The 23,415-nt window shown below is 64.5% G+C and carries 22 protein-coding genes; 10 read left to right on the forward strand and 12 right to left on the reverse strand.

Going from position 1 to position 23,415, the window contains the following annotated elements; all coding sequences use genetic code 11:
* Positions 1-6: 6 nt before the first annotated feature.
* Both P6U28_RS11360 and P6U28_RS11365 read right to left on the reverse strand, forming a co-directional pair.
* Positions 7-684, reverse strand: a complete 678-nt coding sequence (locus P6U28_RS11360; RefSeq protein ID WP_122406708.1) for a DnaA ATPase domain-containing protein — start codon at positions 682-684, stop codon at positions 7-9.
* Between the two features lie 108 nt (positions 685-792).
* Positions 793-1,335: a CDP-alcohol phosphatidyltransferase family protein gene (locus P6U28_RS11365; RefSeq protein WP_025035876.1), complete on the reverse strand. Its 543-nt coding sequence runs from the start codon at positions 1,333-1,335 to the stop codon at positions 793-795.
* 157 nt (positions 1,336-1,492) lie between these two features.
* Between P6U28_RS11365 and purM the strand changes: the two genes are divergently transcribed.
* Positions 1,493-2,566, forward strand: coding sequence for a phosphoribosylformylglycinamidine cyclo-ligase (gene purM / locus P6U28_RS11370; RefSeq protein ID WP_122403550.1), 1,074 nt, complete (start codon positions 1,493-1,495; stop codon positions 2,564-2,566).
* Positions 2,566-3,219, forward strand: coding sequence for a phosphoribosylglycinamide formyltransferase (purN, locus tag P6U28_RS11375; RefSeq protein ID WP_162500304.1), 654 nt, complete (start codon positions 2,566-2,568; stop codon positions 3,217-3,219). The genes purM and purN overlap by 1 nt, the downstream gene beginning before the upstream one ends.
* A gap of 80 nt (positions 3,220-3,299) precedes the next feature.
* Here the strand turns inward: purN and P6U28_RS11380 are convergent, their stop codons facing one another.
* Positions 3,300-3,506: a cold-shock protein gene (locus P6U28_RS11380; RefSeq protein ID WP_122403548.1), complete on the reverse strand. Its 207-nt coding sequence runs from the start codon at positions 3,504-3,506 to the stop codon at positions 3,300-3,302.
* A gap of 378 nt (positions 3,507-3,884) precedes the next feature.
* Here P6U28_RS11380 and P6U28_RS11385 point away from each other — a divergent pair, with 378 nt between their 5' ends.
* Positions 3,885-5,048, forward strand: a complete 1,164-nt coding sequence (locus P6U28_RS11385) for an autotransporter outer membrane beta-barrel domain-containing protein (protein WP_407122232.1) — start codon at positions 3,885-3,887, stop codon at positions 5,046-5,048.
* Positions 5,049-5,066: 18 nt separating this feature from the next.
* Here P6U28_RS11385 and P6U28_RS11390 read toward each other — a convergent pair whose 3' ends face one another.
* A complete protein-coding gene (locus P6U28_RS11390) occupies positions 5,067-6,107 on the reverse strand; it encodes a LysR family transcriptional regulator (protein ID WP_407122233.1) in 1,041 nt (346 codons plus the stop codon).
* Positions 6,108-6,178: 71 nt separating this feature from the next.
* Between P6U28_RS11390 and P6U28_RS11395 the strand changes: the two genes are divergently transcribed.
* From P6U28_RS11395 to P6U28_RS11415, 5 genes are all read left to right on the forward strand, one after another.
* Positions 6,179-6,796 (forward strand): hypothetical protein, encoded by a 618-nt coding sequence (locus P6U28_RS11395; RefSeq protein ID WP_407122234.1) that lies wholly within the window; start codon positions 6,179-6,181, stop codon positions 6,794-6,796.
* Entirely contained in the window at positions 6,783-7,403 is a 621-nt protein-coding gene (locus tag P6U28_RS11400) for a GNAT family N-acetyltransferase (protein ID WP_407122235.1), read from the forward strand. Before P6U28_RS11395 ends, P6U28_RS11400 begins: the two co-directional genes overlap by 14 nt.
* Positions 7,404-7,428: 25 nt before the next feature.
* Positions 7,429-7,992 (forward strand): isochorismatase family protein, encoded by a 564-nt coding sequence (locus P6U28_RS11405; RefSeq protein WP_122403544.1) that lies wholly within the window; start codon positions 7,429-7,431, stop codon positions 7,990-7,992.
* A gap of 30 nt (positions 7,993-8,022) precedes the next feature.
* Positions 8,023-8,190, forward strand: a complete 168-nt coding sequence (locus P6U28_RS11410) for a hypothetical protein (protein ID WP_407122238.1) — start codon at positions 8,023-8,025, stop codon at positions 8,188-8,190.
* A 197-nt stretch (positions 8,191-8,387) separates the two neighbouring features.
* Positions 8,388-9,770 carry an aspartate aminotransferase family protein gene (locus tag P6U28_RS11415; protein WP_407122239.1) on the forward strand — a complete coding sequence of 461 codons (1,383 nt, stop codon included), beginning with the start codon at positions 8,388-8,390 and terminating at the stop codon, positions 9,768-9,770.
* Positions 9,771-9,923: 153 nt separating this feature from the next.
* Here P6U28_RS11415 and rnd read toward each other — a convergent pair whose 3' ends face one another.
* Entirely contained in the window at positions 9,924-11,072 is a 1,149-nt protein-coding gene (gene rnd / locus P6U28_RS11420) for a ribonuclease D (protein WP_122403542.1), read from the reverse strand.
* Positions 11,073-11,425: 353 nt separating this feature from the next.
* A complete protein-coding gene (locus P6U28_RS11425; RefSeq protein ID WP_407122241.1) occupies positions 11,426-12,325 on the reverse strand; it encodes a LysR family transcriptional regulator in 900 nt (299 codons plus the stop codon).
* Positions 12,326-12,428: 103 nt separating this feature from the next.
* Here P6U28_RS11425 and P6U28_RS11430 point away from each other — a divergent pair, with 103 nt between their 5' ends.
* On the forward strand, positions 12,429-13,418 hold the full coding sequence (locus tag P6U28_RS11430; protein ID WP_407122242.1) for a zinc-dependent alcohol dehydrogenase family protein: 990 nt from the start codon (positions 12,429-12,431) through the stop codon (positions 13,416-13,418).
* A 79-nt stretch (positions 13,419-13,497) separates the two neighbouring features.
* On the opposite strand, the gene P6U28_RS11435 is transcribed toward P6U28_RS11430, so the two are convergent.
* The 5 genes from P6U28_RS11435 to P6U28_RS11455 form a co-directional block, all read right to left on the reverse strand.
* Positions 13,498-14,832, reverse strand: a complete 1,335-nt coding sequence (locus P6U28_RS11435) for an ABC transporter substrate-binding protein (RefSeq protein ID WP_122403539.1) — start codon at positions 14,830-14,832, stop codon at positions 13,498-13,500.
* 11 nt (positions 14,833-14,843) lie between these two features.
* The gene (locus P6U28_RS11440; RefSeq protein WP_129142917.1) at positions 14,844-15,713 is read right to left on the reverse strand and encodes a carbohydrate ABC transporter permease; all 870 of its coding nucleotides are present in this window, start codon (positions 15,711-15,713) and stop codon (positions 14,844-14,846) included.
* Positions 15,710-16,660 (reverse strand): carbohydrate ABC transporter permease, encoded by a 951-nt coding sequence (locus P6U28_RS11445; RefSeq protein ID WP_407122243.1) that lies wholly within the window; start codon positions 16,658-16,660, stop codon positions 15,710-15,712. Before P6U28_RS11445 ends, P6U28_RS11440 begins: the two co-directional genes overlap by 4 nt.
* A gap of 1 nt (position 16,661) precedes the next feature.
* A complete protein-coding gene (locus P6U28_RS11450; RefSeq protein ID WP_407122244.1) occupies positions 16,662-17,513 on the reverse strand; it encodes a phosphodiesterase in 852 nt (283 codons plus the stop codon).
* Positions 17,514-17,716: 203 nt separating this feature from the next.
* Positions 17,717-19,189 carry a protein adenylyltransferase SelO gene (locus P6U28_RS11455; RefSeq protein ID WP_407122245.1) on the reverse strand — a complete coding sequence of 491 codons (1,473 nt, stop codon included), beginning with the start codon at positions 19,187-19,189 and terminating at the stop codon, positions 17,717-17,719.
* A gap of 196 nt (positions 19,190-19,385) precedes the next feature.
* On the opposite strand from P6U28_RS11455, the gene aspS reads away from it, so the two are divergent.
* Positions 19,386-21,158, forward strand: coding sequence for an aspartate--tRNA ligase (aspS, locus tag P6U28_RS11460; RefSeq protein WP_129142913.1), 1,773 nt, complete (start codon positions 19,386-19,388; stop codon positions 21,156-21,158).
* A 184-nt stretch (positions 21,159-21,342) separates the two neighbouring features.
* On the opposite strand, the gene P6U28_RS11465 is transcribed toward aspS, so the two are convergent.
* Complete coding sequence (locus P6U28_RS11465) at positions 21,343-23,313, reverse strand: hypothetical protein (RefSeq protein ID WP_407122246.1); 1,971 nt, start codon at positions 23,311-23,313, stop codon at positions 21,343-21,345.
* Positions 23,314-23,415: the final 102 nt, after the last annotated feature.

Genomic DNA, 23,415 nt, shown 5'->3' on the forward strand with positions numbered 1-23,415 from the left:
AGCCGGTCAGGCGTCCCGGAGCAGCTCGGCGGCCAGCATCCGGGTGACGGGGCGGCCGAGCCGCAGGGCTTCGCTGTCGAGCAGTTCCACGGCCTGCCGGGCGGCGGCCGAGGACCGCTCCAGGCGGGTGGCGAGATAGCCGACCACGCTCTCGTCGACGGTGAGCTGGCGGTCGGCGCAGAACTTGACGATCAGGCCGCGGAAGAGCTGGTCGTCGGGGGGCAGCAGCGCGACCACGGGAACGGCCCGCAGACGCGAGCGCAGGTCGCGAAGCTCGATCTCCAGCGCGGCCGGCACCTCGCGTCCGGTGAAGAGGACGTAGGCACCGTCCTCGCGGGCGAGGTTCATCAGGTGAAACAGGGCGCGCTCGTCAAAATCCTTGGCCTTGAGATCCTCGACCACCAGTGCGCCGGTGGCGAGCGCGCCGGGAACGCCAGCGGCAGTCAGCGCATTGGCGGTGGTCGAGCGGGCGCCTGATAGCTCGGCCCAGATCGCGGCGAGATGGCTCTTGCCGCTTCCTTCCGGGCCAGCCAGCCACATGATCCGGTTCGGCCATTCCGGCCAGCTGTCGATCAGGCCCAGAGCGGCGGCATTGGCGGGGCCTTCGAGGAAATTGTCCCGGCTCAGGCTCTCCGCATGCGGAAGTGAAAACGCCAATTGTCGGGGATGAACGCGGCCTGCCACGCTTGCTTTGCTCCATGCCGGCCCGCCGGCCCGTCTGAAGAGGTTGGACTTGATCTTGCGGGACTTGATCTTGCGGGACTTGGCCTTTTGCGGGGCCGTATCCTCACCTCATTTGGCCTCGATCGTGCTCATGTGCCGTAGCCACTCGACGAGGTAGAGCGACACGGAGGAAAGCGTGAAGACGGTGACGAGGCCCATCAGGATGATATCATAAGGGGCCGGCTTGAAGCCGAAGGCAAGCGCCGCCAGCACCAGGGCTGCGAACGCCACCTGCGCCACGGTGTTGAGCTTGGACACTTTCGACGGCTTCATCTCGACCGGCCGGTCGAACAACCAGGATACGATCACGGCAGCGACGATCATGATGTCGCGCGAGACCACCAGGATCACGATCCAGCGCGGGATCGCGCCCCAGATGCCGAGCGCCATGTAGATCGAGACCAGCAGCGCCTTGTCCGCGAGCGGATCGAGCAGGGCGCCGAGTTCGCTCGTCATATTGAACCGCTTGGCCAAGAAGCCGTCCACGGCATCGCTGATGCCGGCGATCAGGAAGACGGCGAACGCCACCTCCATTTGGCTCGACACGATGGCCCAGACGATGATCGGGACCAGCATGATGCGGCCCAGGGTAATGATGTTCGGAATACTCACGAAAGCGCTTCCCGGCACCCGGTCTGACCTCGAATTCGGCCCCTCGGAAGGCTGAACCGGTTGATATCTCTACATAGTATAGGCAGGAGCGCCATGCGAGCCATTGCGCGTCCCCGGAATTCGACGTAACCAGCCGCGAACCCACTGGAAATCGGGCATGACCGACCGCAAAAACGGCCTCACTTACGCCGATTCAGGCGTCGATATCGACGCGGGCAACCGATTGGTCGACCTGATCAAGCCGATGGTGCGCGCCACCGCACGGCCGGGCGCGGATGCCGAGATCGGCGGCTTCGGCGGCCTGTTCGACCTCAGGGCGGCCGGCTTCAAGGACCCCGTCCTCGTGGCCGCGACCGACGGAGTCGGCACCAAGGTCAAGATCGCGATCGAGACCGGCCTGCATGGCGGCATCGGCATCGACCTCGTGGCCATGAGCGTCAACGACCTCGTGGTACAGGGCGCCGAGCCGCTGTTTTTCCTGGACTATTTCGCCTGCGGCAAGCTCGACCCGGAGGCCACCGCCGCGATCGTCGCAGGCGTTGCGGAGGGCTGCCGCGAGTCCGGCTGCGCCCTGATCGGCGGCGAGACCGCCGAGATGCCTGGCCTCTACAAGGATGGCGACTATGATCTCGGCGGTTTTGCCGTCGGCGCGGCCGAACGCGGTACGCTGCTGCCGCGCCAGGACATCGCGGCAGGCGATGCCGTGATCGGTCTTGCCTCCTCGGGCGTGCATTCCAACGGCTTCTCGCTGGTGCGCAAGATCGTGGAACAATCCGGTCTCGGCTTCTCGGCGCAGGCGCCGTTCGCGCCCGTGATGACGCTCGGCGGCGCGCTGCTGACGCCGACGCGGCTCTACGTCAAATCCTGCCTGCGTGCGATCCGCGAGACCGGCGCGGTGAAGGGGCTCGCCCACATCACCGGCGGCGGCTTCACCGACAACATTCCGCGCGTGCTGCCCAAGCATCTCGGCGTCGGCATTGATCTCACCCGCCTGCCGGTGCTGCCGGTGTTCAAATGGCTGGCCGCGCAGGCCGGCATCGCCGAGCTGGAGATGCTGCGCACATTCAACTGCGGCATCGGCATGATCGCGATCGTCGAGCCTGACAAGGTCGACAAGGTCGTCGAGGTCTTCACCGACGCCGGCGAGACCGTGGCGCAGCTCGGCACCGTGATTCCGGCCGACGGCGAGCACCGCGTCGTCTATAACGGCCACCTCGATCTGGCGCTGTGATGCGGCGCCGCGTCGCCATCCTGATCTCCGGTCGCGGCTCCAACATGGCCGCGCTGATCAGGGCCGCCAGCGCGGCTGATTTCCCGGCGGAGATATCGCTCGTCATCTCGAACAAGGCCGATGCGGCCGGACTCGAACGTGCCCGGGCGAGCGGCGTGACCACCGAGGTGATCGAGAGCAAGCCGTTCGGCAAGGACCGCGCCGGTTTCGAGAAGGTGCTGCAGGCCGCGCTCGACCGGCACGGCATCGAGCTGATCTGCCTCGGCGGCTTCATGCGCCTGTTCACCGCCGAGTTCACCAGGGCTTGGTACGGGCGGATGCTCAACATCCATCCCTCGCTGCTGCCGTCGTTCCCCGGCCTCGACCCGCACGGTCAGGCCCTGCGCGCCGGGGTGAAACTGTCCGGCGCGACGGTGCACTTCGTCATCCCCGAGACCGATGCCGGTCCGATCGTGATGCAGGGCGCGGTTCCCGTCAGCGACCACGATACCGCTGAGACGCTGTCCGAGCGCATCCTCGAGGTCGAGCACCGCATCTATCCCGAGGCGCTGCGGCTGCTCGCGACCGGCAAGGTCTGCATCGAAGGCGATGTGTGCAGGACGGCGGGGAGTGCGGCGTCGGAGAATTTTCTGATTGCGCCGATGGTAAGCTGAAGCGCGCTTCGTCGTGCCAAACAAAATCCCCCGGCAGAGCCGGGGGCAGCGTCATGATCTCTCGCGTGCCGAGAGAAGCATCAGGAGACCTTGAGGTTCTCCGCGGATGTCTTGCCGCGGTTCTCCACGAGGTCGAATTCAACCACCTGGTTCTCATTGAGGGTGGAGAGCCCGGCACGCTCGACGGCGGAGATGTGGACGAACACGTCCTTGTCGCCGCCGTTCGGCTTGATGAACCCATAGCCCTTGGTCGGGTTGAACCATTTGACGGTGCCCTTTTGCGGCATCGCTCGTCTCCTCCGCTAGATATAAAAAAGACGCGGCCGCTTTTCGCGTGCCACGCCACAAACGGGCCTCCGGAAGTCTGTTCGAGTCTTGAGGGTCAATGTCGCGAAACGCACAGCCCAGCGGCCAATTCCGATTGTGACCGATATTGCAACATGAAAATCGCCGGCTAGCAAGCTGCGCGCCGATTTCAAGACCGAACCAGGTGTCTTCAAGCGCAATTTGCGACCTGTGGCAGCGGAACCACAATCGATGCAATAGCCGCGGCCGTCATGCGCCAACCGGTTGACCCTCCGTGGCAGTTCGGCACAAATCGCCGCTAGCGCCGCAGACCGTGTTGCATTTTTGCGCGCCGCCACTTTGCTTCGGGATTCATCATCATGTGCTGCGCTGCGCAGCTCTCCGGGACACGGCAGACGATCGGGCTGGACCGCGTCCGCCGGACCGCGGCTGCGATTGCGATGGCGTTTGCGCTGGTCATGATGATGGCGGCAGCGACGCCCAGCTTCGCGCAAAGCCCGACGCCCACGCCCACGCCCACCCCGACGCCTACGCCGTCGCCGACCCCGATCCCGTCGCCGACCTCGACCAATTACGATCAGTCGGCCGGCAGCAGCACACTCAACCTCGGCTCGGGCTTCCTGGAGCGGCTCGGTAACCAGGCCTCGAATGGTTTCAACCGGGCGTTCCGTACCAATCCCGGCGGCGGCGGCGCATCGGCGAGCACGGAAGATCCGCGCTACCGCACCTGGTTCGAGGGCTACGGCATCTCGGTCCGGACGGATGCGCAAGGAGACTTCGTCGGCGATAAGCGCAAGACCTTTGGCGGCGTCGCCGGTTTCGGCGCACGGCTCGCACCCGGCGTCAACATCGGATTCTCCATCGACCAGAGCCACACCGACATCGACGTGCCGCTGGCGCTGCAATCGGCGACGCTCGACCTGACCCAGTTCGGCCTCAGCGGCTCGGTCGACAAGGGCCCATGGACCTGGGCCTTTGCGGTGGTGCACGGCTTCGGCAAGGTCCGGTCCAGCCGCGACACCGGCCTTGGCCTTGCGACCGCGGGCTATCGCGCCGGCATCGACGGCGCGCTGACAGAGATCAGCTATTACTGGACCAAGGACCAGATGCGCATCGTGCCCAAGGGCGCGCTGGAATATGTCCGCGCCACCAGCGCAGCGTTCCAGGAGTCCGGCGGGCTCGATCCGCTCAACGTCGGCTCGACGGCGCTCTCTCGCGCGCGCATCATGGTCGGGGCCGAGATCGGCCGCTATTTCATTGTTGACCAGAAAGTCCTGGACCTGTCCGCCTACGGCAAGTTCGTGGACAATTTCCACCAGGACCTGGGATCCATTCAGGTCAGCCTTGGCGCCCAGAACATCATCGTGCCCGGCATCGGCGAGAGCCGTTACGGCGTGGATGCCGGTGCCTCGGCTTCGCTCAGCCTGACCAACGTGGCACGCCTTTACGTCAATTACGACGGCAAGTTCCGCAACGAGCTCACCTCGCACCAGGGCACGGTCGGCTTGGAATACAAATGGTGAGCTGAAGCTCGCCCGCGCTCACGTCGGCGTTGCCGCGACATAGCCAGCCAATCCAAAGCCCTCGCGCGCGGCCGTCATCATCGGCACCAGCGCGTTCGGATGGATGAACTCGTCGCGGAAGCAGGGATAGGTCCTGGCATCGAAGATCTTCTTCAGCCAGTCGACCACGATCTTGTGCCGCTCGGAAGTGCGGAACTCCTTGTGATAGGTGAGCCAGAGATCGGCGTGGTGGCTGACGCCGAGATCGACGGCAACGAGCGGCGCACCGAGCGCGATCGACGCGGTGGGCAGGAAGCCGATTCCGGCGCCGCGCTCCACCGCATAGAGCACGCCGACCGAGGAGTTGGTCTTGATCCCAACGATGCCTTCCAGCGATTGCAATCCGAGCACGCGGGCATAGGCGCCGTCGTCGACTTGCGGCGCGCTCTGCTTGATGATGCGGTGGTTCTTCAATTCGGCGAGCGTTGCCGGCACACCGTAGAGGCTTTCGTACTCCTTGGAGACGAAGGGATAGATGTGGAGGCGGCCGAGCTTGGCGACAATCAGATCGGGATTGGTCGGCGGCTCGAGCTGGATCGCGATATCGGATTCGAGCCGCGCGACGTCAGCCTGCTCCATGGCGCAGCGAAGGTCGACGGTGATCTTGCGGTAGGTCTTCTGGAAATCGATCAGTCGCGGCAGGATCCAGAAATTGCCGGGCCCTTCCGTCACCGCGACGCGCACGGTGCCCGAAGTGTCGTTCGACGATCGCGAGGCGCGGCGGAAAACGTTGAAGGCATGACGCTCCATATGCGTGACGTCGGCGATCATCGCGGTGCCTTCATCGCTGAGCGTCAGTCCGCTCTGGTCGCGCAGGAACAGCTTGCACCCGATGCTCTCTTCGAGCCGGTCGATGCGGCGCATCAGAGTGGTGGAGGTGAGCCCGAGTTCTTCGGCGGCATTACGAAAACTTTTATATTTCGCGCACGCTAAAAACAGCTTCAAATCGTCCCAGGACGCGCCCAGGGCTTCTTCACGGTGCTGCATGATCGCAGCACCCCGGTGCAATAACTGCTGCATACTCCTGGTCCCCAGCCGCTAAGCTCATGGGCATAGCGGGGCATGAAAGCCTCGAACGATAGAGGCGTGATATGAGTATGGAAAGGGGCTCGTTTGCCCCAAGGCATGATTTCGATGCCTTGCCGCTGAGCCCGGAAGTCGACGTCCGCTGTGCGCAATTTTCCGAAATTGCGGCGCTTTCGGAGATGGCGTACCGGCTCGTGCCGGGCGTGCAGATCGGCGCAGTGGAGCTTGCGAGATACTTCACTCTCGATCCTCAGAGTATTCTGACGTTCAGCCGGAAAGGTAGACTCGTCGGCGGCATGGCCTTCCTGTTTCTCAACGACCGCGGACACGATGCGCTGCTGCTCGATGAGATCTGCCTCACCGCGCCCGAGACGCGTTATCTCGCGTCGGCGAACGAAGACGTCGCTGCCATCTACATCTGGGCGATCGCGGCGACCGGCCGCGGCATCGCCGGTCTCGGCAAGGCCGCGGCTCACCTGCGCCAGATAAGGTTTCGCAGCGCGGATTGCTATGCGCAGCCGTCAACGGTGGCCGGACGCGAAATCATGAAAGCGACAGGCTTTACGCCTGTGCCGAGTTTCCAACCCGACCTTTGGTGCTACGAGCGCCCGTGGCATCGGCAGCCGATGCGCATGCCCGGCGCGATCATCCAAGCAAGGAGCTTTGCAGATGCACGGCACTAGGATTCCCCTCGCCAAGCCCGACTCCCGCGCCATCACCATCCGCCTCGCGCGCGATCCCAGCGATCTCATGCTGGTCACCGCCATTCGCTCGGCGGTCTATCTTGCCGAGCAGGATTGTCCGTTCGAGGAGGAGTTCGACGGCAACGACATGGTCGCCGCGCATTTCATCGGCTACGTCGGCAACGAGCCTGCAGGCTGCCTGCGGGTCCGCTTCTTCGGCGATTTCGCCAAGGTCGAGCGGCTCGCGGTGCGGCACCAATACCGGCGTTCGCGCGTCTCCTTCAAGCTGGTACAGGCGAGCGTCGACTATGTGAAGCGCAAGGGCTTTCGCAAGATCTATGGTCAGGCGCAGGACCGGCTGGTCGATTTCTGGGCCCATTTCGGCGCCAAGCCGCTCGGTCACAACCGCAAGATCACCTTCTCGGATTTCTCCTACACGGAGATGCTGCTCGAGATCGAGCCCGGGCCGGACGCCATCACGTTGGACAGCGACCCTTACGTGATCATCCGTCCCGAGGGCGATTGGGACCGGCCGGGCGTGCTCGACGCCTCAGCGGGGCGGGCGGTGACCTCGCCGCTGCGGGACCTCGCACTCGTCGATCGCTGAAACGGATGCAGCTGCGCGCAACAAAATGCTGGCTTCCATCCACGATGATCCGCCGATCCTGGTCTGCGCGGATCTTCAGGTCGAGTACCTGACCCCCGGTCGCCGCCACGTCATCCTCGACGGTGATGCGGCGACGGCGCGTTGCCTGGAACTCCTGACGCTGTGGCGCGGCAATCTGTGGCCAGTGATGCATCTGAAGCGCATCGCGCAGGCGGCCTGGTTCAATCCGGCGTCCAGACTGACCGATTGGATCGCACAGACCAAGCCGCGGCCCGGAGAGATGACGTTCGAGCACCCGCTGCCGTCCGCCTACAGCTCGTCGCGGTTTGTAGACTATATGTCCAGTATCCGCGCCACGCAGTGCATTCTGATCGGCTTTTCCCTGGACGAGACCATCCTGGCCACCGCCGTCGACGGGTTTCACCGCAGTCATCGCTACCAGGTGGTCACTGACGCCGTGGCTTGCCGGCAGCCGGGCGCAGACGATGCCGCCGCCTACAGGCGTGCCGTAGTGAATGTCATCGCGAATTTTGCTACAATCCGATCCTGCGCCGAGCTGATCAAAGCCAGCGGCGCCGTTGCGGTGTAGGCGGCCGCAACCGGCGGATGGGGTGAGAGATTGTCACGGGGAGACGAGCTCAAGGAGCTGGCGGGCGATCTGTCGCGTGCCGCCGAGAGAGCGCGCAGGCTTGGGCTGCCTACGACAGTCTATTTTTCGATGGCGCTGGTGGAGGCGAGGGAGGCCGCTGCCGCCAGCGACGATGGGGACGACCACGGCGCGGCGTGAGGGCTGAGCCAGCGCAATTGTCACGTGCTGCTTTGTGCAACGCTGCTGAGCGCTTGCTGCCTGCACATTGACGTTGCAAGTTCTGCGCTGTCGCAATAGCCAAGTATCTTGAGCCAAGTATCTTGAGCCAAGTATCTTGATCATCGAGTGATGACGCCGGCTATGCCTGCGACGTGACGCTTTTAAGGATCTCGCAAATGTCCATGCTGCCCAATTCGCAAGAGGCCCGGGATGTGGCCTACCAGCTCCATCCCTACACCAATGCGCGCACGCATCAGCAGGCCGGTCCCCTGGTGATCGAGCGCGGCGAGGGGCCTTATGTCTTCGACGCGACGGGCAAGCGCTATTTCGAAGCAATGGCCGGCCTGTGGAGCGTTGGGCTCGGATTCAACGAGAAGCGGCTGGTCGAGGCAGCGTACAGGCAGATGCAGGCGTTGCCGTTCTACCACACGTTCTCCGCCAAATCGCACGGGCCCTCGATCGACCTCGCGGAGAAGCTGGTCGCGCTCGCGCCTGTCACGATGAGCAAGGTGTTCTTCACCAATTCCGGCTCGGAAGCCAACGACACCGTGCTGAAGCTGATCGCCTATCGTTCCAATGCGCTCGGCCAGCCTCAGCGCAAGAAGGTGATCAGCCGCCTGCGCGCCTATCACGGCGTCACCATTGCATCGGCCAGCCTCACCGGCCTGCCGAACAACCATCGCTCGTTCGACCTGCCGCTGCCGAACGTCCTGCATACGGGCTCGCCGCACTTCTACAAGGACGGCGCGCCCGGCGAGAGCGAGGAGGCGTTCGCGACGCGCCGGGCCGAGGAGCTCGACGCCCTGATCCAGAAGGAGGGGCCGGATACGATCGCGGCCTTCTTCGGTGAGCCGGTGATGGGGGCTGGCGGCGTCATCGTGCCGCCGGCGACTTATTGGGACAAGATCCAGAAGGTGCTCAAGAAGTATGACATCCTGCTGATCGCCGACGAGGTGATCTGCGGCTTCGGCCGCACCGGCAAGATGTTCGGCTGCGACACCTATGGCATCAAGCCGGACGCTATGGTGGTCTCCAAGCAGATCACCTCGAGCTATTTCCCGCTGTCGGCGATCATGCTGAACGATCGCATGTTCGAGCCGATCGCGGACGAGAGCAACAAGATCGGCGTGCTCGGCCACGGCTTCACCGCGGGCGGCCATCCCGTCGGCGCGGCGATCGCGCTCGAAAACCTCAAGATCATCGAGGAGCGCGGCCTTGTCGCGCATGCGGCCGAGCTCGGCGGCTACATGCAGGGCAAGCTGCGCGAGCTCGCCAGTCATCCGCTGGTCGGCGAGGTCCGCGGCGTCGGCATGATCGCAGCGCTCGAGCTCGTGCTCGACAAGGAACGCAAGACCGCAGCGGCGACGCCCGGCGCTGTCGGCGGCATTGCCAGCCGCATGCTCCAGGAGCGCGGCGTGATCTCGCGCAACATGCTGGATGCCATCGCCATCTGCCCGCCGCTGATCACGACCAAGGGCCAGATCGACGAGCTGGTCGCTGCGATCTCAGGCGTGCTGAACGACATGAAGGCGGAAGTGGCGAAGCTGACACCGGCGTAGGGCACGCTATCGCGTCAAATTCCGTCATTGCGAGCCAACGGGTCCGCGCGAAGCGCGGCCCGATGCCAGGCTCCGCGAAGCAATCCAGAGTCTTTCCGCGGAGGCAGTCTGGATTGTCGCTACGCTCGCACGACGATGTGGAGGCGGCGAGCCCTACGCCCGCTGCACCCCGATCACGCGGCCTTTCTCGATCGCAAGCGCCAGCTCGCCGCGCTTCAGCTTCAGCGCGGCGTCTCCGAACAGCTCGCGGCGCCAGCCGTGCAAGGCCGGCACGTCGGCCTCATCGTCCGCCGCGATCTCTTCGAGATCGTCGACGGTCGCGATCACCTTGCTTGCGACCGCATGGCGCTCGGCGGTCATCCGCAGCAAGACCTTCAAGAGCTCGACGATGGCGGCGCCGTTGGAGTTGTTGCGCGGTTTCTCCAGCTTCGGCAGCTTCGAGAAATCCCGCGCCAGCCCGCGCTCGACTGCGGCAACGATGTCCGCGCCCCATTTGGATTTCTCGAATCCCTTCGGCACCGAGCGCAGATGCGCGAGCTTCTCCAGCGTGGTCGGCGCGTGGGTCGCGATGTCGGTGATGGCTTCGTCGCGCAGCACGCGGCCGCGCGGCACGTCGCGGCTCTGCGCCTCCTGCTCGCGCCAGGCCGCGACCTCCATCAGCACCGCGAGGTCCTTGGGCTTGCGCACCCGCGTCTTCAGCCGCTCCCAGGCGCGCTCGGGGTGGAAATCATAGGTGCGGGGCGAGGTCAGGACCTCCATCTCGATCGAGACCCATTCGCTGCGGCGGCGCTTCTTGAGATCCGCATCGAGCGCCGCGAACACGTCGCGCAAGTGCGTGACGTCGGACACCGCGTAATGCATCTGCTCCTTGGTCAGCGGCCGGCGCGACCAGTCGGTGAAGCGATGAGTCTTGTCCGGGCGGTGGCCGGTGACCTTCTCGACCAGCGCGTCATAGGCGATGCTGTCGCCGTAGCCGAGCACCATCGCGGCAACCTGGGTGTCGAACACCGGATGCGGGATGATGCCCGCCTGATGCCAGATGATCTCGATGTCCTGGCGGGCGGCGTGAAACACCTTCAGCACGCCCTCATTGCCCATCAGCTCGAAGAACGGCTTGAGATCGATGCCCTCGGCCAGGGCGTCGATGACCACGGCTTCCTCGGCGCTGGCCATCTGCACCACGCATAGCAGCGGGTAATAGGTGGTCTCGCGCAGGAACTCGGTATCGACTGTTATGACGGGGTGCTTGGCCAGCCGGCTGCAGGCAGCCGCGAGGTCAGCGGTGGTGGTAATCAAATCCATGAACGGCCCATGACACTTAATATCAGCCGTTCTGCCGAAAGTGCTGTGATGTCAAGGGGCTCTAAGCGAATTCAAGCCTTGCATCCGACAGGAACCGGGACTTTCCGACCAAATTCCTATTCATAACGGACCCGCTGCGAGGGTTTTCGCGCGCAGGGCAGCGCCACCACGATCACGCACATGGCGACCAGAGCCAGTCCCAGGAACTCGAAAACCAACAGATCCACGGCGAAATCTCCAGAAACATTGATAGATTTGTCGGGGGTATGTTGAGGGTCTGTTAATTCTCGTGGTTACCGGCCGTGTCGGCCGCCGGATGGTGGACGAGGGGTTAATGCCGGAAAGGGTGACCGTCACGTCATCAGCTTCGGCAGAGCCGCAGCCAGAGTGTCCGCGGCGGTGCGGACCTTTGGCGGCAGCCGAGGCGAACGGGGCCACAGCGCGTGGCACTCGTAGAGGAATTCCGGCTGATCGCTGCAGAGACGGACCAGTGCGCCAGTGTCGAGGCGCTCGCGGACCAGCCAGTAGGGCAGCCAGGCGAGGCCCATGCCCTGCACGGCGGCATCGGCGATCGCCTCCAGATCGTCGAGCCTCAGCCTGCCTGCAGGCATGATCTCGCGCGGCGGCCCGCCTTCCTGCGGAAAAAGCCACGGCCGGACGCGCCCCGAGCGGCGATAGATGATCGCCTGATGCGCGGCGAGATCGTCGATCGATTTCGGCCTGCCGTGGTTGCGCAAATACAAGCGCGCGCCGCACACCACCATGCGCTGGCTTGCGATCCGCCGCGCGATCAGGCCGGACTGGTCGTCGAGATCGCCGGTCCGGATCGCAAGATCATAGCCGGCCTCGATGATGTCAGCGATCGGATCGCCGAAAGAGAGGTCGAGTTCGAGATGCGGGTATTTTCGCGCGAGCTTCATCAGCAAGGGCGCGATGCAATGCCGTCCGAGCAGGGCAGGCATGGTCACGCGCAGCCTGCCGCGCGGCTCGGAGCGCGCGTCGGATACGACGGTGTCGGCGGCGTCCGCCTCGGCGAGTACGGCGCGGCAGCGCTCGTAATAGGCCTGGCCGGCCTCGGTCAGGCTCTGCCGCCGCGTGGTGCGGTTGAGCAGGCGAACGCCGAGGCGGTCTTCGAGAAAGCGCACATGCTTTCCGACCATCGGCCCCGACATCTCCAAGGCGTCGGCGGCAGCCGCGAACGAGCCGAGATCGACGGCCCTAACGAATACGGCCATGCTGGTCAGGCGGTCCATGATTGAAAACTCCTGGTTTCGACTGTTTACTTGGCTAAGCGATTTATCCGCTTGCTCCGGGCCGGCATAGCTCCATTCAGTTCAACTGTTTTGGAGTGCATCCATGGCCCGCGCCGTTCGCTTTCATCAGCATGGTGGTCCCGAAGTGCTGCGCATCGAGACCGTCGACGTCCCGTCGCCGGCAACGAGCGAGGTGCAGATCCGGGTCAGAGCACTCGGTCTCAACCGTGCCGAAGCCCTGTTGCGAAGAGGGACCTATATCGAGAGCGCGACATTTCCGTCGGGGCTGGGTCTGGAGGCGGCAGGCGTCGTCGAAGCGGTCGGGGATGATGTGACCGGTTTTGTGCCAGGCGATGTCGTGAGCATCGTCCCGCCGCTTTCGATGGTGCGATGGCCAGCCTACGCCGAGCTCGCGACCTTTCCGGCCGAACTCATCGTGAAGCATCCGCCCGAGCTTGGCTTCGAGACTGCGGCCGCGGTGTGGATGCAATATCTGACGGCTTATGGCGCGCTGGTCGACATCGCCGGACTTGGACCAGGGGACATCGTTGCCATCACGGCGGCATCGAGCAGCGTCGGGCTCGCGGCAATCCAGATTGCGAACCGGATCGGCGCTGTCCCGGTTGCCCTGACGCGGACCTCGATCAAGCGGCGGGCCCTGCTTGATGCCGGCGCCGCCCACGTTGTTGCCTCGGACGAGGAGCTTGTCGGAGCGCGACTGCTGGAGATCGCCGGTTCGAAGGGCGTCCGCGTGGTATTTGATGCCGTCGGTGGTCCCGCATTCGAGCCACTGACCGCGGTCATGTCGCCGGGCGGGATCCTGATCGAGTATGGCGGCCTGAGTCCCGCGCCGACGCCGTTCCCGCTCTCCAACGTACTCGGCAAGAGCCTGACGCTGCGCGGCTATCTCGTGCACGAGATCGTCCGCGATCCCGCGCGCCTTGCGAAGGCAAAGGCGTTCATTGTCGACGGGTTGTCTGACCGCACATTGAAGCCGATCATCGCCAGGACGTTTCGCTTCGAGGACATCGTCGAGGCGCATCGCTTCCTGGAATCGAACAATCAGTTCGGCAAGATCGTGGTAATGATCTAATCACGCGCGTTCTCAAAAACGCATTCGGCGCCCCGCATGACGGAGCGCCGAAGTTTGTTTGTGCCACGGGCAGCCGGCCTTACGGCAGCTTCAGCGAGGTCTCTGCGTTGTACGGCCTGAGTGTCTCGTCTGCGGCCTTCTGCGCGGCGGCGAGGGCTTCCTTCGGCTGCTTCTTGCCGTTCAGCACCAGCATCACCTCGTCCTCGAGGTTCTTGCGCACCGGGACCGTCTTGTAGGTCGCGAACCACGGCTTTGCGACCTCGAGCTGCTCGACGGCGGTCTTGGCGTCCGGGTTCTTGCCCAGGAATTCGACCATCTCGGGCGTCTTGTAGGCGGCCACGTTGGGCGCGAAGTAGCCGGTGGCGCGGCTCCACCAGCCGCTCTTCTCGGGCGAGGTCATCCACTTGATCAGCGTCCAGGCCGCCTTCTGCTTGTCGGCTTCGAGCCCAGCCGGCATGATCAGCGAGGCGCCGCCGATCGGCACGGCGTTGCGGACGTTGCGCGGGATGAAGGCGACCTTGTAGGCGAATTTGGCGTTGTCGCGCACGTAAGTGAGCGAGCCCGTCGACAGCATCATCATCGCGGCATTGCCCGATATGAAGGAGGTGCTGACGGCAGGCCCGGGCGTCGCGCCGGGCGGATGCACCTTGTGCTTGGCGATGAGGTCGTTCCACCAGGTGAGCGCCCCTAGCATCGAGGGCGTGTCGTAATAGACCTCGCCGCCGAACTCCTCGTTGTAGTAGCGCCCGCCGTTGCTCATGGTGAGCGTTTCCATCATCCAGCCGCAATAGTCGTAGGCGCAGGGGATCGCGATGCCCCATTGGGTCACCTTGTCACCATCGCGCTTGGTGAGCTTCTTGGCCCAGTCGGTGAGCTCGGCCCAGGTCTGCGGCGGCTTGTCCGGATCGAGGCCGGCTTCCTTGGCCTTGTCGGCATTGATGTAGAGCAGCGGCGTCGAATTGTGGAACGGCACGCCGTAAACCGAGCGGTTGATCACCGCGTTGCCCTGCAGCGCCGGGAAGAACTGGCCCAGGAACTTCTCCTTGGTGGTGCCGTCGGCGGCGATCAGGCCGTCGAGATTGGTGAGCTGGTTCTCGATCTGCATGTCGAGCAGGAAGTTTGCCGACATGATCACGGCGGCCGGCGGCTTGCCGGCCTTGATCGCGGCACGCGTCTTGATCAGCGTGTCGTCATAGGAGCCGGTGTAGACCGCGGTCGCCTTGACGTCGGGATGGGTCTCGTTGAACTCCTTGATCAGGGTGCCCATGTCGCGGGCGAGCTTGCCGTCGACTGGGACGGGGAAGAACAGGTCGATCTCGGTCGGGCCTTCGCCGGCGAGGGCCGGGAAGGCGACGGCGCCTGCCAGTGAGCCTGCCACGGCAAGGCCGAGCATGAGCCTGCGGGAGAACAGCATCGGAAAATCTCCTATTTGATGCCTGAGGTGACGAAGGAGCTGATGAAGCGCTTCTGGAAGATCAGGAAGACGACGAGCAGCGGCGCGACCACCATGAGCGTGCCTGCGGCGATGGTGCCCCAGGCTTGCGTGCCTTCGGCGGTCTTGGTGAACACGGAGAGGCCGACCGTGAGCGGCCGCTTGTCCGGCGAGTTGATCACCATCAGCGGCCACAGGAAGTCGTTCCAGTGGCTGGTCACGGAGATGATGGCGAACGCGGAGAAGCTCGGCATCGACAGCGGCACGTAGATGTGGCGGATGCGCTGGAGCAGGCTGGCGCCGTCGATCAGGGCTGCGTCTTCCAGCTCGGTCGGGATCGCCTCGAAAGCCTGGCGCATCAGGAAGGTGCCGAAGGCGGAGGCGAAGAACGGCATCATCACGCCGGTCAGCGTGTCATAGAGGCCGAGCTGCGCCACCAGCGACAGGTTCGGCACGATCAGGAGCACCGGCACCAGCATCAGCTGCATCAGGAACAGGTAGAAGATCAGCGTCTTGCCGGCGAAATCCAGGCGCGCGAAGGCAAAGCCCGCGAGCGTGATCGTGACGAACTGCACCAGCAAGATGCCAGTGCAGATGATCGTGGTGTTGATCGTGTAGCGCGGGAAATCGCCGATCTCCCAGGCGTCCCTGACATTGTCGAGCGTGGGCTTCAGGCTCGGCATCAGTTCGGCCATGGCGTTGATGCCGTCGGAGGCGGGGCGCAGCGTCGCCACGACCATCCACAGGAACGGGATCAGCCAGACGATCGCGAGCAGCACGGTCAGCGCAAAGCCGAGCTTGGGCGTGATCTCGCCTCGGGTGGCGAGCGGGGCGTCCTTGTAGAGCCTGTCGATCAGCTTCATGGCCCGCCCTCCCGGTTCGCCATGGTGCGGAAGGACAGTGCGGTGAGCCCCATCAGTGCGGCGAGGGTCAGCAGCGTTGCCGCCGAGGCCTTGCCGATGTCGTAATGCTCGACCGCCTGCTGGTAGATGTAGAACAGCACGAGATTGGTCGAATTGGATGGCCCGCCCTGGGTCATGACGAAGACGTGGTCGACCTGCGTCACGGCGTTGAGGATCGCGATGACGGTGACGAACAGGAAGGTGGGCTTGAGCTCCGGCAGGATGATGTGGCGCAGGCGCATGTAAGGCCCGGCGCCGTCGAGATGTGCGGCCTCCATCACGTCCTCGGGCACGGCCTGAAGGCCGGCGAGGAAGAACAGCATGTAATAGCCGGCGTTCTTCCAGATCGTGATGATCATGATCGCGTAGAGCGCGATATCGGGGTCGCCGAGCCAGTTCGGCAGCACCGGCAGCAGCCGGCCGATATAGTAGTCGAGCAGGCCGACATTCGGCAGGAAGATGAACAGGAACAGTGCTGATGCCGCGACCATCGGGATCAGCACCGGCAGGAACAGCGCGGCGCGCAGCGCGCTGTTCACGGCATGGGTGCGTGCCAGCGCCAGCGCGAACAACAGCGCAAGGGCGATGCTCGGCACCGCCGTGCCGACGGCGTAGATCAGGTTGTTGACGATCGCGCCGGTGAAGGCGGGGTCGGCGAGGACTGCGCTGATATTGTCGAGGCCGACGAAACGCACCGGCGCCTTCGGCGTCGCGCGCTGATAGAGCGCGTCGATCACGACGCGCCCCATCGCGCCATAGGTGAACAGCGCGAGGAAGATCAGCGAGGGCAGCAGCAGCAGATAGGCGGGCAGCGAGGCTTTGAAGCTGCTCGTGAAGCGCTTCAGGACGTGCAGACGCGGTGCCGCCGACGTCGCGACCGGGAGAGCCGCGGGTTCAGCGAAGCTCATCTCATGGCGCCCGAAAATTGAGCGCATAGTCGCGGCCGTCCACTCCCGCCGATGGCTCGAAGGGGAAGCGCAGACTTTGGTCGAGGAAATCGTGGCTGTGCACGACCAGGTTCTCCTGGTCGATCAGCACCACGCCATAGGCCGGCGGCTCGTGGCTGGCGAGGTGCTCGGTGGCGGCAGCGTCGAGCTCGAACCAGACCTGGTGATTGGTGCCGCGCAGCGTCGAGAACGGGATCTTGCCGTAGCTGCCGAAAATCGGCCGGTGCACATGGCCGAAGAAGAGGTGCCGGATGCGCGCGCGGTAGGGCGCGATGACGTCCGCGAATTCGGCGCTCTGCTTCAGCGCGATCTCGTCCATGGCGTGGACCCCGACCGGGAAGGGCGGATGATGCATGAACACGACGAACTCTTGGTCGGCGGGCGCGGCGGCGAGCGTGCTCTCCAGCCAGCCGAGGCGCTTTGCGCACATCTCGCCGGCGTGGCTGGTCTCGTCCAGCGTGTCCAGGAACACGAACAGGCCGTGCTCGGTGGTGCGCGTGCCCTGCACGAAGCCGTTGGCATCGCGCGGCGCGGCTTTCAGCGCGTCGAGGCAGGTGACGCGGCGGTCGTGATTACCGACCATCGCGATGTAGGGAATCTTCAGCGCCGCCATCGCCTCGGCGAAGTTGGCGTAGGACTCGGCCTCGCCCCAATGGGTGAGATCGCCGGTCACGACCGCAAACGCAGCGTCGGACTGATGCTTGTTGATGTCGGCAATCGCCGCATCCAGCCGGGCGCGCGGATCGAGGCCGTAGAGCGTCAAGCCGGGGTTCGCCAGGTGCGTGTCGGTGAGGTGGATGAATTTGAAAGGCATGGCGCGCTGTGTCGGGACGGTTGGAGGATGGGCGCCTCCGGCAAGACGGCGCTGCCAGCCCGTTAGAGCGCGTGTGTTTCAGTTTGATGACAGCCGTTCCCGAAGGTGGGACGCGTCCACAGCGTCCGCCGCAGAGCAATGGACCAGCGCAAGGCGCTATCCACAAAGTGAAGCAATTAGAGGTCGTGCGTGGTCGGGCGAGCTCACGTCCCGCAGAACGTCTGCAGCACGCGTTGGTCCGGCAGCGGCGGATCGGCGTAGGCCGCATGCTCCGGCTGGTCCTCATACGGCTTCGCCAGCACCTTCACCAGTTCCTCGAACGGGGCGTAGTCGTCGTCGTTGACGGCGGCCTGGATCACGGCCTCGACGCGGTGGTTGCGCGGGATGAACATCGGGTTGACGGCGTGCATGGCGGCCTGCCGCTCGGCTGGGTCTTGCTGCTCCAGCGCGACGCGCGCGCGCCAGCGGCCGGCCCATTCGTCGAATGCTGCGGGCTCCAGAAACTGCGCGCGCACGTCGGCGGCGTCATCAGCGGCGGCATCGCCCAGCTTGCGGAAGGTGAGGGTGAAGTCGGCCTGGTTCTTCGCCATGGCATCTAACAGGTCCTGGATCAGCGCATCGTCGCCGTCGCGCTCCGTGAACAGGCCGACCTTCTTGCGCAGGCCTGCCTGATAGGCGTTGCTGAACTGATCCGAGAATGCGCCGAGGATCTCCTGTGCTTCCGCGACCGCCTTCTCCTGCTCGTCCGAGAAAAGCGGCAGCAGGCATTCGGCGAGGCGTGTCAGATTCCACAAGCCGATGCGCGGCTGGTTGGCATAGGCGTAGCGGCCCATCTCGTCGATCGAGGAAAAGACCTGCGCGGGGTTGTAGGCATCCATGAAGGCGCAGGGGCCGTAATCGATGGTCTCGCCTGATATGGACGTGTTGTCGGTGTTCATGACGCCATGGATGAAGCCGACCAGCAGCCAGCGCGCGATCAGCTCGGCCTGTCGTGCGACGACGGCAGCGAGCAGGGCGTGATAGGGCCGCTCCGCATGCAGCAGCTCCGGGTAATGCCGGGTAATGACGTGATCGGCGAGACGGCGGATCGCATCGGTGTCGCGGCGGACGGCGAAGAACTGGAAGGTGCCGACGCGGATATGGCTGGAGGCGACGCGCGTTAGCACCGCGCCCGGCAGTGCAGTCTCGCGGATGACGTGCTCGCCGGTGACGACGGCGGCGAGCGAGCGGGTGGTCGGGATGCCCAATGCGAACATCGCTTCGCTGACGATGTATTCGCGCAAGACCGGTCCAAGCGCAGCGCGGCCGTCGCCGCGGCGGGAGAACGGGGTAGGGCCAGATCCCTTGAGCTGGATGTCGCGGCGGACGCCGTCCTTGTCGATGACCTCGCCGAGCAGGATCGCTCGGCCGTCGCCGAGCTGGGGGACGAAATGCCCGAACTGATGGCCGGCATAGGCCATGGCGATGGGATCGGCGCCCGCGGGAACCGTCTTGCCGGCCAGGATCTCGGCACCTTCCGGGGTCTCCAGCACGTCAGGATCCAGCCCGAGCTGGATCGCCAGCGGCCGGTTCAGCTTGATCAGCCGGGGCGCGGCGACGGGGGTCGGCGCGACGCGAGCAAAGAAGCTGTCCGGCAGCGCCGAATAGGAGTTCTGGAAGGGGAAATGGACCGTCATGGCCTCAAGATAGGGCTGGAACGCCCGATGGCAAAGGCTTGTGCCCTGATCGGCCAAAAATGGGCACCTCAGGCCCCAAACAGGGCGTTCCCTTGGTTGCCGCCTTGGGTCTCGTCGGGTAAACCCTGCCGCAACTTCGGACTGGCCACGACAGGCCGCCCGATTCGCTTCCTCCGACATTGATTTTGGGACGACCATGCATCGCTACCGGTCACATACATGCGGCGCGCTCCGCGAGAGCAACATCGGCGAGACCATCCGGCTCTCGGGCTGGGTCCATCGCGTGCGCGACCATGGCGGCGTGCTGTTCATCGACCTTCGCGACCATTACGGCCTGACCCAGTGTGTGGTCGATCCGGACTCGCCGGCATTCTCGCTGGCCGAAAAGCTGCGCTCGGAATTCGTGGTCAAGATGGACGGCAAGGTCCGCCGCCGCCCCGACGGCACCGACAATGACGACCTGCCGACCGGCAAGGTCGAGGTCTATGTCAGCGAGATCGAGGTGCTGGGCCCGGCCGGCGACCTGCCGCTGCCGGTGTTCGGCGACCAGGAATATCCCGAAGACATCCGCCTGAAGTATCGCTTCCTCGACCTGCGCCGCGAGAAGCTGCACCAGAACATCATGACCCGCGTCGCGATCATCAAGTCGATGCGCCGCCGCATGGAAGAGCAGGGCTTCTTCGAGTTCAACACCCCGATCCTGACTGCATCCTCGCCGGAAGGCGCGCGCGACTTCCTGGTGCCATCGCGCATCCATCCCGGCAAGTTCTACGCGCTGCCGCAGGCGCCGCAGCAGTACAAGCAGCTCTTGATGATGTCGGGCTTCGACCGCTACTTCCAGATCGCGCCGTGCTTCCGCGACGAGGACCCGCGCGCCGACCGCCTGCCGGGCGAGTTCTACCAGCTCGACGTCGAGATGAGCTTTGTCACTCAGGAAGACGTGTTTGCGGCGATGGAGCCTGTGATCACCGGCGTGTTCGAGGAGTTCGCCAAGGGCAAGCCGGTGACGAAGGGCTGGCGTCGGATTCCGTTTGCGGAGGCGCTGCGCAAATACGGCAGCGACAAGCCGGACCTGCGCAACCCCATCGAGATGCAGGACGTCTCCGAGCACTTCCGCGGAAGCGGCTTCAAGGTGTTCGCGCGCATGCTCGAAGATCCCAAGAACCAGGTGTGGGCGATTCCCGCAGCTGGTGGCGGCAGCCGCGCGTTCTGCGACCGCATGAATTCGTGGGCGCAGGGCGAGGGCCAGCCCGGCCTCGGCTACATCATGTGGCGCGAGGGCGGCGAGGGCGCAGGCCCCCTCGCGAACAACATCGGGCCCGAGCGCACCGCTGCGATCCGCGCGCAGCTCGGCGTGAAGGAGGGCGATGCCGCCTTCTTCGTCGCCGGCGATCCCGACAAGTTCTGGAAGTTTTCGGGGCTCGCCCGCAACAAGGTCGGCGAGGAGTTGAACCTCACCGATAAGGAGCGGTTCGAGCTCGCCTGGATCGTCGACTTCCCGATGTACGAGTACAACGAGGACGACAAGAAGGTCGACTTCTCGCACAACCCGTTCTCGATGCCGCAGGGCGGCCTGGAGGCGCTGAAGTCGCAGGATCCGCTGACCATCAAGGCGTTCCAGTACGACATCACCTGCAACGGCTACGAGATCGCCTCGGGCGGCATCCGCAACCACGTGCCGGAAGCCATGGTGAAGGCGTTCGAGATCGCAGGTTACGGCGAGCAGGAAGTGGTCGAGCGTTTCGGTGGCATGTATCGCGCCTTCCAGTACGGTGCCCCGCCGCATGGCGGCATGGCCGCAGGCGTCGACCGCATCGTGATGCTGCTCTGCGGTACCACGAACTTGCGCGAGATCTCGCTATTCCCCATGAATCAGCAGGCCATGGACCTGCTGATGGGCGCGCCGTCGGAAGCCACGACAAAACAGCTCCGCGAGCTGCATGTGCGGGTGAACCTGCCGCAGAAGTGATGTGGCTCTTCGCCTCTCCCCGCATCTGGAGAGAGGCGCGCTCTCTCCACGCGTCATTGCGAGCGCAGCGAAGCAAATCCAGAATCTTTCCGCGGAGGGACTCTGGATTTGCTTCGCTGCGCTCGCAATGACGGGGAGGGATTTTCGCCAGGCAGCTGCCGCCCAATTTCGCAGCAAAAAAGTCCTACAGCCCCGTCGAGGCTTCGATCCTGAACTGCGCCAGCGCGCTCTCGGGGTCGCTTTGCGACAGTTGCATCAATTGCATCAGAGGGACCTTGGCTCGGGGCATCAGTTTGACGCTCAGCGTTTGGCCTGACGCCTCTACGAAACCAGCGAGCGCATCGACCGCCATTCTCGCGTCGCCATTGGCCCCCGCGATCTTCTCGCCCTGCGCACGGATCATCGCGACGATGGCGCCGCGCGCGGCGTCGCGGCTGACATTCTGCATGCGCGCGAACTGGGCCACGACCAGATCAACCACGCCGCGATCGCGCAACGAGAGCTCGATGGCGCCGGTCTCGACCTCGACCAACTGAGCCATCGCCTCGGACCGGTCCGTCGTGGTGAAGAGGTCGCGCGGCACCTTGGCAAGCGCCACTCTCAGCTGCGCCCTGGCGAGGTTGCCGAGATCGAGCGTGGCGGGTGCAAGTGCGAACGCGCCCGACGATTCCGTCCAGGCCGCGCCGAGATCGAGGTCGATCGCGAGCTTGTCCACGCCTGCCACGATCAGCGGCTGCAGGGCCGGATTGGCGGGATCGGTCGGCGTGACCATCTTCACGACCAGACTGGCCTTGCTCGGGATCGATCCGACCAGCTGGCCCCAGTTCATGCTGATCGTGTCGATGGTGACGAGCTGCCGCGTATTCTTGTAGGGCGAGACCACGCCCTTGATCTCGGCACCTTCCAGCACGCGGAACAGGCCGAGCATCTGGTCAGGCGAGGGCGGCTGTCCGGGCGTTCGGAGGCTGGCCGCCCAGCGCATCAGATTGGCCGCGCTGAAGGACTTCAGCGCGAACCGCTCCATCTTGAGCTGCCCCTGCGGCAGCGGCATGTCGAGGGCTTCCAGCACGATGTTATCTTGATCGTATTTGATGGCGCCGAGCCGCCCCGTTCCTTGCGGCGTCTCGATTGTCTGCTTGCCGATCTCGACTTTGCCGATCTGGAAGCCCTCGAAGAAGTCAGCCACCTTCTCCATCATGTCGCGCGACTGCGCCGGCGTCGGGATCGAGCCGTCAGCCGGCACCAGCGCGATTATCTCGGCCGGGCGGAATTTGGAAGGCCGGATCGCGATGTCGTCGAAGGTGATGCCGTCGACCTGCAGGCGCACGCCCGGTGCGGTCGTCACCATGTAGGAGTTGACCGAGATGCGTCGATAGATTCTGTGGAAGCTGTCGTCGCTCGCCCCTTGCTGATCGAGCGCGGCCCTAACAGCGGTTGAGTTGAAATCAGTGGCGGCCAGGCCGGATAGCTCGCCGATCATTTTCGTCGGTTTGCCCGGCTGAGCCAAGTCGATCGAATAGGTGATGCGGTCCGTCTTCGCCGTTTCGATCTTGCCGTGGTCGACGTTTTGGATCGATAGGCCCGAATAGACATAATCGCCGCTGCCGGCATTACCGGTGCCCGCATCGACGTTGACCGAAACGGTCGGTACCGCAATCGACGAGGCCGAGACGGTTGCGTATTGCGCCAGCATGAAGCGGTACATGTCGATGATCGAGCCAGACAGCGACGCCTCGGCCCCACGAATCGGAGCCGAAAAGTCGCGCGCCGTGATCTGCGGAATCTTGTAGTTCGCTTTCAGCTTCGCCGGCTCCGTGTAGGTGAAGGTGGCCTCGACACCGGACACGTCAATGCTGTCGGCCGAGAAATGCCTCTCATCTGGCTGGCGTACGCCGACGGCCGTGATCTTGGCGACCTTGACGTTGGCGAGCTGCGGCTGGGCGGGCTCGACATTGATGTCCTCGACCGTCAGCGTCCGGCTCGACAGCTCGAAGGCGATCTTGCCATGGCTCGCCTTGCCGCCACTTGCGCGGATCTGCGCGAATGCCGCCTCGACCTCGCTGGTTGCCCGATGCTGGACATAGAGGTTGAAGCCAAACCATCCGCCCGCTCCGAGCACGGCTGCCACGATCAGGCCGATCAGGATCCGCTTCATTCCCAGCTCCAGTTGCTCGTTTTACACCGCACAACCTGCCATATTCGCGAAACCTCGGGCCGTCCAGGGAAAGCTATGGTTTTCAAATATTTGACGGTGCGC

Source organism: Bradyrhizobium sp. STM 3561, from assembly GCF_045571455.1.
GTDB classification, from domain to species: domain Bacteria; phylum Pseudomonadota; class Alphaproteobacteria; order Rhizobiales; family Xanthobacteraceae; genus Bradyrhizobium; species Bradyrhizobium vignae.